General features: G+C 60.4%; 12 protein-coding genes. 9 read left to right on the top strand and 3 right to left on the bottom strand.

Annotated elements, in window-relative coordinates; all coding sequences use genetic code 11:
* Nucleotides 1–3 precede the first annotated feature (3 nt).
* The 8 genes from GCM43_RS13565 (at nucleotide 4) to GCM43_RS13530 (ending at nucleotide 4,954) form a co-directional block, all read left to right on the top strand.
* On the top strand, nucleotides 4–858 hold the full coding sequence (locus GCM43_RS13565; protein ID WP_152245082.1) for a hypothetical protein: 855 nt from the start codon (nucleotides 4–6) through the stop codon (nucleotides 856–858).
* A gap of 27 nt (nucleotides 859–885) precedes the next feature.
* Nucleotides 886–2,151: a hypothetical protein gene (locus tag GCM43_RS13560; RefSeq protein ID WP_152245080.1), complete on the top strand. Its 1,266-nt coding sequence runs from the start codon at nucleotides 886–888 to the stop codon at nucleotides 2,149–2,151.
* Between the two features lies 1 nt (nucleotide 2,152).
* On the top strand, nucleotides 2,153–2,590 hold the full coding sequence (locus GCM43_RS13555; RefSeq protein ID WP_152245079.1) for a hypothetical protein: 438 nt from the start codon (nucleotides 2,153–2,155) through the stop codon (nucleotides 2,588–2,590).
* A complete protein-coding gene (locus GCM43_RS13550; protein ID WP_152245077.1) occupies nucleotides 2,569–3,003 on the top strand; it encodes a phage holin family protein in 435 nt (144 codons plus the stop codon). The genes GCM43_RS13555 and GCM43_RS13550 overlap by 22 nt, the downstream gene beginning before the upstream one ends.
* Nucleotides 3,000–3,581, top strand: coding sequence for a glycoside hydrolase family 19 protein (locus GCM43_RS13545; protein WP_152245075.1), 582 nt, complete (start codon nucleotides 3,000–3,002; stop codon nucleotides 3,579–3,581). The genes GCM43_RS13550 and GCM43_RS13545 overlap by 4 nt, the downstream gene beginning before the upstream one ends.
* Nucleotides 3,578–3,961, top strand: coding sequence for a hypothetical protein (locus GCM43_RS13540; protein WP_152245073.1), 384 nt, complete (start codon nucleotides 3,578–3,580; stop codon nucleotides 3,959–3,961). The genes GCM43_RS13545 and GCM43_RS13540 overlap by 4 nt, the downstream gene beginning before the upstream one ends.
* Nucleotides 3,958–4,233, top strand: coding sequence for a hypothetical protein (locus tag GCM43_RS13535; RefSeq protein ID WP_152245071.1), 276 nt, complete (start codon nucleotides 3,958–3,960; stop codon nucleotides 4,231–4,233). Before GCM43_RS13540 ends, GCM43_RS13535 begins: the two co-directional genes overlap by 4 nt.
* Nucleotides 4,234–4,420: 187 nt before the next feature.
* Nucleotides 4,421–4,954 (top strand): hypothetical protein, encoded by a 534-nt coding sequence (locus tag GCM43_RS13530; protein ID WP_152245069.1) that lies wholly within the window; start codon nucleotides 4,421–4,423, stop codon nucleotides 4,952–4,954.
* A 183-nt stretch (nucleotides 4,955–5,137) separates the two neighbouring features.
* Here the strand turns inward: GCM43_RS13530 and GCM43_RS13525 are convergent, their stop codons facing one another.
* The 3 genes from GCM43_RS13525 to GCM43_RS13515 all read right to left on the bottom strand — a co-directional run bounded on the left by GCM43_RS13525 (nucleotide 5,138) and on the right by GCM43_RS13515 (nucleotide 7,389).
* Nucleotides 5,138–6,595 carry a tyrosine-type recombinase/integrase gene (locus GCM43_RS13525; RefSeq protein WP_226929479.1) on the bottom strand — a complete coding sequence of 486 codons (1,458 nt, stop codon included), beginning with the start codon at nucleotides 6,593–6,595 and terminating at the stop codon, nucleotides 5,138–5,140.
* Nucleotides 6,596–6,946: 351 nt separating this feature from the next.
* Nucleotides 6,947–7,156 (bottom strand): helix-turn-helix transcriptional regulator, encoded by a 210-nt coding sequence (locus GCM43_RS13520; protein WP_152245067.1) that lies wholly within the window; start codon nucleotides 7,154–7,156, stop codon nucleotides 6,947–6,949.
* The gene (locus tag GCM43_RS13515; RefSeq protein ID WP_152245065.1) at nucleotides 7,153–7,389 is read right to left on the bottom strand and encodes a hypothetical protein; all 237 of its coding nucleotides are present in this window, start codon (nucleotides 7,387–7,389) and stop codon (nucleotides 7,153–7,155) included. Before GCM43_RS13515 ends, GCM43_RS13520 begins: the two co-directional genes overlap by 4 nt.
* Before the next feature lie 75 nt (nucleotides 7,390–7,464).
* Here GCM43_RS13515 and GCM43_RS13510 point away from each other — a divergent pair, with 75 nt between their 5' ends.
* A complete protein-coding gene (locus GCM43_RS13510) occupies nucleotides 7,465–9,393 on the top strand; it encodes a right-handed parallel beta-helix repeat-containing protein (protein WP_193315615.1) in 1,929 nt (642 codons plus the stop codon).
* Nucleotides 9,394–9,436: the final 43 nt, after the last annotated feature.

Below are 9,436 nucleotides of genomic sequence, written 5' to 3'. Positions count from 1 at the left end.
CGCATGCCAAATCTCCGCATCATCCACGATAACGTCGCCGACCGTGCCACCCTGACGGCATCGAGCCAGGCCGCCTCGCTCGGGCCGGCCAATCTGCAGTCCCGGCGCAAAACGGCCGTGCTACGCGCCACCGGTACCGCCCAGACGATTACTGCCACCTGGCCCACACAGGAGGTGATCGCCTGCGTCGCGCTGTTCTATACCAACCTCACCAGCACGGCCCGCATGCGCGTGCGCGCCTACGCCCAGCCCGGCGATGCGGTGCCGGTGCTCGACACCGGCTGGACGCGGCCGTGCTGCGAGGCGCCGCTCGGCACGTATCCGTTCGGCGAACTGCCGCTGGGCTGGAATGCGTACAAATGGGGCGGCGCAAACACTTGGGCGCGCGGCGGCGGCAGCAACCTGGTGAGCTGGTTCGCTGCCGTGCTGGTGCGCCGACTGGTCATCGAGGTGACCGGCGACGGCACGCCAGAGGGCTATATCGAAATGTCGCGCCTGGTGGCCGGCAATTACTGGGCGCCGGAATACAACGCCTCGTATGGCGCCTCGCTGCAGCTGCAGGACAGCAGCGAGGCCTACCGCACCAGCGCCGGCACGGCAAGCGCCACCGTGGGCACGACCAGCAACCGGCTGAGCGTCGACCTGGAACACCTGACGCCGCCAGACCGGGCGCGCCTGATGCGCATCCTGCGCGAGTGCGGGCCGCTCCGCCCGATGCTGTTCAGCCTGTTCCCCGAAAACGCTGATCCACTGCTCGAGCAGGACCACATGATTTACGGCCGCGTCGCCAACCTGGACGCGGTCGCCACGCCGTACTACGACGGCTATTCCGCACCACTAGAAATCGAGGGGATTTGAATTATGACAATGAAATTTTTACCGGGCATGACCAACGTGCTGGAGGTGCTAAACCAGATGTGGGAGGCGTTTGCGGCCGGGCCGTATAACGCGTTGCCGTTGACGGGCGGGACGATGACGGGGCCGCTGACGGCGCCACAGGTTACTGCGACCAGCAGCCTCTCGGCCCGGGTTGTCGGCGTAGCGGCGCAGGAGGTGCTGAAGTTGAGCGTCATCTCCCAGACGACAGGCAATACTCGCACCGTGATAAAAATGGGCTATTCCGGCGACGGTTACGGCACGCGCATTGTGAGTGGTGGCGACCCGACAGTCGGCTATTCTGGATATACTGCGTTTGAGACAGGCGACGGTCCGTCTGGGTATCTGGAGCGGATGCGAATTACGAACCGCGGCTCGGTTCTGGTCGGGACTGAGGCGGATAATAACGCCGATCTGCTGCAGGTCGCCGGCTCGGGCGGGTTTTCCCCCGTCGGCGCCATGGGCACCGCGCTGATGCGGGCCGGCCTGTCAGGTAGTGTAGAGACCCTGGTGCTGCGCGCCGGCAATGGCGCACTATTGCCAACAGCTGCGTCCGCAATGTATCTGGGAAAAAATTCTAATACTGATCGCGGCATTTCCACGCTCGGCACGGTCAATACGCTGGGCAACGATTATGCCGAGTACATTTTCAAATGCCTCCTATGTGGCCTGATCGCCAAGGGCCAGATCATCGGAATCACCGCCGACAACACCATTACCGACCGCTGGGCCGATGCCGTCATGTTCGCCATCAAATCAACAGCGCCGTCGTTCGTTGGCGGCGACTCGTGGGCAAGTAGCGCTGGACCACGACCAGAGCCACAGGCCGGGCCAGTACCCATCCCAGCACCTCGGCGCATCGACGTGTTGGAGCAGTTGCCGGTGCCCGATACCAATCCGCCCGAATATCGGGACGTGGTAATACCTGGCGATACCGATGCCGAGTGGGCTGCCAAACAGGCGGCCTACGCTGCAGCGCGCGCTGCCTACGATGCAGCCGCGCAGCTGGATGCCGATGCGCTGCATGCATTCGAGACGGCGCTCGAGGCTGCGCGCCAGACGGTCGACCGCATCGCCATTGCTGGCCGTGTGCCCGTGAACGTGTTGGGCGCGCAGCCTGGCGACTATATCGTGCCGGTGCAGGATGGCCAGGGCATTACAGGCATTGCCGTGCATGCGGACGATATCAAAATGCCTCAGTACCTGCGCGCCGTCGGGCGCGTGATCTCGATCGAGCCGGACGGCCGGGCCTATGTGATGGTCAAGGCGGTGTGATATGGAGACTCAAAATCATCCTGCCCCCGACCGCGCCAGCACTGTGTTCCGCCTGTACGTTGGAGGCAACGCCATCGTGACCTGGTATGTGGCCATGACAGACCCGCGCTCGCTGATGCACCTGGTGGCCTCGACGCGCGACGGCGCCATCCTGATCTGGATGCTGATGGGCGTCGGCCTGGCCGCGCTGCTCGATGCGCTGGTCAACGACGTCCTGCCAGCCCGGTTTCACTGGCGGCTGGGCCGGCGCCAGCGGCATTATGTACTGGCCGCGCTGGCGTTTTGCTATATCGCTCAGCTCTATGTCGAGTTTTTCAACATGCGTAGCGGCGGCCTGCTGGCCTATTACCTGTGGAACGCCGCCACGATCATGACCATCGCGTTCATCGACGCCCACCAACGCAACCAGGACGCCCAATGCTCGACCGTATGCAACTGAAAAAAATCTGCTGGACCTGGCTGGGCTCGTTCTGGAGCGCCGGCGCAGCAGCAGCGCAGGCCACGTTTGGCAGCGATCTGTCGAGCATTCCGCCGGCGGCGGTGGCGGTGGCCGTGGTGCTGGCCCTGATCGGCGGCGCTGCAGCGACACTGCGCAAGATCGCCAGTCCGACCATCGTTATTAAATCGGTCCCGCTGGAAGTGTCGAGCGATCTGCTGCTGTCGCTGCTGGCCGGTCTGGTCACCTATTTCCTCTGCGCCTGGCAGGAAGTGCCGATCCTGCTGCAGGCGGGGCTGATTCCGCTGGCCGGGTTCGGCGGTGCGCGCGTGCTCGAGGCCTATCTGGCCGCCGGCTTGGCCAAGCTGTCCCGCTTCGGCGGCCCACCATCACCACCACCTGAAAGCACACCATGATCACACTGCAGCAACTCAACAGCATCATGCCCAATGCCCGCTCCAAAGCGGGTATTTTTTTGCCCGCGCTCAATGCTGCTATGGCCGAATTTGGTATAACCACGCCGGCGCGCCAGGCCGCGTTCCTGTCGCAGATCGGCCACGAGTCTGGCCAGCTGCTCTACGTGCGTGAGCTGTGGGCCCCGACGGCGGCGCAGCTGCGCTATGAGCGCGATTTCTCGGCGACCTGGCCACCTCGCGTGCGCACCGACCGCAACCAGCTGGCGTACGACCTGGGTAACTCCGTAGCAGGCGACGGCAGCCGTTATCGCGGCCGTGGCCTGATCCAGATCACCGGCCGCACCAATTATGCCGCGTGCGGCAAAGCGCTGAGCCTCGACCTGCTGGCGCAGCCGGCGCTGCTGGAGCAAACCATCAATGCTTGCCGCAGCGCCGGGTGGTTCTGGCAGTCGCGCGGGCTCAATGCGCTGGCCGATGCCGGCGATCAGGTGGCGGTAACCCGGCGCATCAATGGCGGTACCAACGGACTGGCTGATCGCCAGGCGCTGTTTGCGGTGGCGCAGCGGGTGCTGGCGTGAGCGCGCTGTCGGTTGTGGCCGGCGGCGCCTGGCGCGTGGCCGCCATTGTGCTGGCCGCGCTGCTGCTGGTGGTCGGTACCGGCGCTGGCACGGGCTGGTGGCTGGCCACCGGCGCGCGCGATCTGGCGCGGGCCGACCTGAAGGAGCGGCAGGGCGTCAACACCGAGTTGCGCGCCTCAATCGCCGAGCAAAACCGCGCGGTTGACGGCATGGCTAGGGAAACGGCTGCAGCCCAGCGGCGTGGCGAGGAGGCGCGTGCGCTGGCAGCACGGCGCGGCCGCAAACTGGACGCGGCGCAGCAGCAGCTGGCTGGTGTGCGCGCCACCACCTGTGACGAGGCTATGCCGGCGGTGCGGGCGATGCTGGAGGCGGTACGATGAAAACCCACAATCAGCCCGGATTGGTAATTTTAGCGGTGCTGCTGGTCGTGCTGCTGGCCGGCTGCGCCAGCGTGCCGCCAGCGCCAGTGCATGTCGAGGTGCCAGTGGTGGTGCCGTGCATCGGGGAGGTACCGCAGCGCCCGGTCTACGAATTCGACCAGCTGCCGGCCAGCGCGGCGGATGGTGAGATCATCCTGGCGCTGGCGCGGGACTGGACGCGAGGGCGCGCTTACGAGGGTGTGCTGGAGGCTGTTGTGGCGGGGTGTCGGTAGCCGAAAAATATTACCACTTTCGTGGCAGCAGCGACGTATACGATAAGATATATCGAGTGGCCGGTATCGGCCAGAAGCGGCCGGTCGTGCAAATGGCGCCGACAATGAAGCCTGGGACGAAGTCGACGCCTATCATCAGCGAACAACACCACCTGCCCTTACAGCAAAGAGAAGAAAGAATCCAACAATGCCCGATGATATTGCTGAACGCTTCAGGTCATTCGCTGACCAACACAATTATTACCGGCGCCTGCGAGGGGCCGAAACGCATTGGTTTTTCGTGGAGGCCGAAAAGGCTTTGCGTCATGGTCTGTACATTGCAGCCGTACTGTCCTTTATAAACGGTATCGAAGCCAGTATCCGCACTAATGTTCTTTACCACCAAGGCAAGTTTGACGAAGAGTCCATGAGCAAAGTGAACATCATGAAGAACCGGTTGTTACACGAAGCTCGAGCAATCGGATTGAAGGTCGAAATGCTAGCGTTCCCAGGCGAATTAGATTTCGAGGAAAAGCTCAAGGACAATGTTACGGTTGAGCTCGTAAGGGTGCGAAACAACCTGTGCCACGGTAATGTGTTCGAATACTTTCAGAAAGTTACTGGTACAAGCGAGACTATTTTTACCTCCGAATGTTTGCAAAATCTCGCTTTGACTCTCAAGGATGTAAGCGAGAAATGGACAAAGGAGATTGAGCGTTTCAAGGAATCGCAGGGCCGCTGAGCGAGGCGCGTTAGGATTGCTTAGGACGGCCGCTTCGGGGCGAAAGCGGGCGCAGCGCTTCACTGCCGAAATGCCTGCCAAAACGGTATTTGGCGACACTGAATTGTGCCACCAGAATCTCGGGAGTCTTGCTTTACTCGTGAGATGCATCCAGATTTGGCGACATCGCACTGGCCTAACTTTTCAGGTCAGCACCGCCGCCAAGCTTTCCCCCAGCGCCGACCATGCCGCTCGCTTCTCGTTCGCATAGTCGTGCAGCATGTAATGCCGTCGCACCTTACTGCCCGGCAGAACGTGGTTCTGGCAGCGGTCGATTTGCTCAAGCGATATACCCAGCGCCTGCATCATCGTCGCGCCCGTGCGGCGCAGGTCGTGCGGCGTCCAGGAGCCATTCTTGCCGCCGGCCAGAACCAGCGTATCGTCGCTGCGGCGATTCTTCAGTGGCGCGCGCGGCGTGCCGTCCCTGTTCTTCTTGAACATCGACTGGCGGTCGCCGACCTGCTTGCTGATCGACTTTCCCTCGATGCTGCCAGCGTTATTCCGGGCAGGGAAGCACCAGGCGCTGTGGCCTGTGTGTGCATGCAGCTGCTTGAACTGATCAAGCGCGAACGCTGACAGGTACACGGTCAGGTCGGCGATGTTGTCCTTCACGTTTTCCTTCGGGATAAACCAGGTGCCGGCCGCCAGGTCGACGTGCTCCCATCGCGCCATGGCCGTCTCGCCGACGCGGCACATGGTCGACAGCATGATCCAGATCGCGCGCTCGGTCGTGGCCTCAAGCGGCTGCCGTGCGACGCGCTTGTCCGGCGCCGCTTCGTATTCGGTATGCATTGCGGTGATGATGGCGTTCAGCTCGCGGATCTCGTCGGCCGACAGGATCCGGTCGCGCATGTTGTCGAGGTCGTAGTCGGGGCTGACGATCTTCTCGATTTCGATCAGCTCCATCGGGTCACCGTCAACCAGCAGCTTGCGCCATGGCTGCCGCTTGCGGGCCCAAGCAAACATCTGCGTTAAGCTGTTGCGCTGCATGACGGCTGATCTGTTGACGCCGCGCTCGACCATGGCGCGCAAGACGGCGCGCAGGTGGTGCTCAGTCACATCCTTGATGGCCACGGCGCCGATGGCCGGCAACACGTCGGCGGCGAACATGCGCTTGAGCATAGCGTTGCCGTCTTTGCGGCGAACGCCGTCGGTGGTCCAGACCTCGAACATGTCTTGGACGGTGAGGCTGTCGGTGGCGGCCTGTGCGCTCTGAGCCGCCGCGACCTGGGCGCGCGCATCAACCTCGGCCGCTTGCCTCAATATTTCAGATTGCATAAACTCCTTCGGCTGCAGGCCTCGTTTTCGCCAGTCCGAAATTTCAGCGGCGATACGGCGCGCCGTCTCCAGCGTCAAGCGCGCAGCCGGCGACAGCTTATACAGCGCGATGTCGAACTCGGGCAGGCTGGCTTCATGGTCACCCAGTGTGATATAAATCGACTTGCTTCCTATCTTATACGCATACATCCATACCCGCGAAAGGGTGCCGGTCTGACCCCGTCGAAACCGCAGATACAAGCCGTTTCCATCGGCGAGGCTCTCATCATTTTTCGTGGGGCGGTACTTGTCGATTTTCGTTGCGGTGAGCTTCTGCGCTGCCATGGTCCAGACCCTTTGCTTTTCTCACCAGCGGACGCTTTAGATAAGCTGGTAAGAAGTTGGTAAGAAATATTCGTCGGATTGAAGTGTACAGCAGCGGAGTAGTGCGAACAAATAATTCGCCAAGTCATTGATATTTATGAGGAATGCGCGGGGGTTTTGGCCTTCAACGGATTAATGCGGATCGGTAGAGAGTCACATGGGGTGCACGGGGTCGGAGGTTCGAATCCTCTCGCCCCGACCAAAGAAATCAAGGACTTAGGCCAATCTTCGGATTGGCCTTTTTCTTGTCTGGAGGGTTCGTGCCTTAGCCGTGCCTTAAATAATCTGGGCTTTCGCCGTACATTGGCGTACTTAATCGGCTTTTCCACGCTCGTCGCGCACCTTTTTCTGCCATGCGGCGATTTCGTCAGCGTCCCACGCAATCGACCTTGGACCGATTCGTACGGCCTTCGGAAACGTGCCCGCCTTCATGTTGTCGTAGATGGTCTGGCGTGCCTTGCCGGTGGCCTCGATCACCGCCGGCATGCGCATGAATTTGGTCACTTCGTTCATATCGCTCATATTTCGCTTTCAGTTGATTTCAATTCTTTGATCAGGTCGACCTGGCTCGGGTCGCTCTTGTCCTGCACGTAGATATAGGCCTGGCCACCTGGTGCGCGCGCTTCGCAGTCCGGTAGGCCCAGGCTCACTGCAATCTCGCCAGCCTGGCGGCAGGTCGCCGCGCTGTTGCTCTCGAACAGGCAGCCGGCGCACTCGGCACCCAGGCCGGCAACCGCCTTCTCACGCCAATTCAAATTCCACAAACTCCGTAGCAGCGCCCATTTCCACCAGCCATTACAATCGGCGTTCAATTCATGACGGAGGTTGTAATGAGCGATTCAGGTCCAGCAAACAAAGCGCGCCGCAACATGCTTGCCGCGGCCCTGGCCGCCGGCGCAACGGCGCCAACGATGGCCGGGATCATTTCCACCAACTCGTCAGAACCCAACATGGCAGCAAGCCTACTATCCCAGCCCAAGCAGCTATTTCAGGAGGCAAACCGGAATCCGATGGTTGGTGGACAGTTTTTTACCTATGCTGCCGGCACGTTGACGCCGAAAACAACGTATCAGGATGCTGCGTTGACCATCGCCAACACCAATCCGACGATCGTCAACGCCAGGGGGGAGCTGCTTATGTATGGCGCCGGCACCTACCGCGTAATACTGAAAGACGCTGCCGGCAATACGATTTATGACGTCGATAACATTGAGAGCTCACAGTCAATTGTAGATTCTCTACGTGGCGATCTTGCAGCGGCGACCGGTACCACTTTGGTTGGCTATGCATCGCCTTCGAGTTCAATTCCCGCCAAGCGGACCACGCGGGAAAAGTTGTCCGAGCGCATCTCCTTACTCGACTATAACGGCGCCGATCGATACGGCAACAACGATAACGGCGATCTGATTCAACGCGCTGTGAATGAGGCCGTTGAGCACGGAATATATGGCGTGGATACGCCTGGCGTATTTCGCACCGACCGCGCGATCGTGCTGTCAGGTGGCGTCATATTCGACGGCCGCGTTACGCCAGGCTATTACGCGGGCATGCCTTACTACGCCTACCCTGTCAACGCAAAAGACGGGCCAAAGGGGCGCATCATCGCTGGCACCGCCATCACTGGCGGCATGATTCAGTTTGACGACGCGCTCTATAGCGCCCACGGTTTTGGCATCCGGAACATTATCATCGACGCCAATAAGATGGCCGAGAACGGCATCTCCATGAATCCTGCCGTGCTGACCGAACGTGTCTGCCGGCTGACTGATGTGTTGGTGCAGGGGACTGTGAAGGACGGTATTCGCATGCAAAACGTCCTGGTGCAGATGTGGCGCAACGTCACCATTGCCTCCTGTCATGGTTTCGGATTGAACTTTGCCTCTGGCGTCTCCGATTCACAGATCGAGAATTTGTATGTCCACGCGTGTGATGGGGGCGGTGTTCAAATCGGAGATGGTTGCACGAATATCCATTTCAGGGGCGGAAAAATTGAGGACAATTATGCCAACGGCATGCAGTTTTCCACGCTTACACCAGGCAATTCGCTTATTTACCTGACCGATTTCAGCGTCAACACCAACAATGGTGACGGCCTGTCAAACAATGGCGCCAATATTTTTGCGGATGGCTGCACGTTCTACGGGCACGATAAATCAGCGGGCTCGGCGGCCATCTATAACGCCGCAGGCAACATCATCGTGCGCGGTGGCAGCATCTTCGGCAATACCTGCAACTTCCATCAGAATGGCGGCGTCATTGATGTCCAGGGTACTGAACTCAATCCCGGGAAATCACGCAATGTCGTGCAGGTAGCTGGCTCCCTGAGTGTGCAGGGCGATACGATTGGCGGTGTGCCATCGATGCGCAACCCCGGTGCCCGGCGCCGCACGATAGGCATTGGTGGCTCATCATCAGCATCTGTGACGTTCGCCAACGCGTTGGATGGCGGCCTGGGTGGTGCATATTTTGATATGAAATCGTTTGATTTATCGGTCACGTATGCGCAATACCCCCAGGCACCCGACCCATCACACAGTTTTATTGGTCAAGTCATCGTCGGCAAGGCCGGCGCCGGAAACGGTGCAACTATTCGTGTTGTGGCGGCCTCCAATGCTGCATTTATCGCCAGCGTGACGGCCGCAATAGTCGGTAACGATATCGTCATCACCATCAACACTGGCGCATCGTGGGGTAACGGCTCAGGCCACACCACCGCGTATGTGAGCCTGGTTGATATTGGCCATAACGTGTACGGCTAAAAAACTTCCGGTCAACGCTTACACCAACGCCGGTGCGCCAAGC

It is taken from the genome of Janthinobacterium aquaticum (assembly GCF_009208565.1).
Classification (GTDB): Bacteria; Pseudomonadota; Gammaproteobacteria; order Burkholderiales; family Burkholderiaceae_D; genus Janthinobacterium.
Note: the sequence above shows the minus strand (reverse complement) of the source record. Positions and strands in the feature narration are given on the sequence as shown.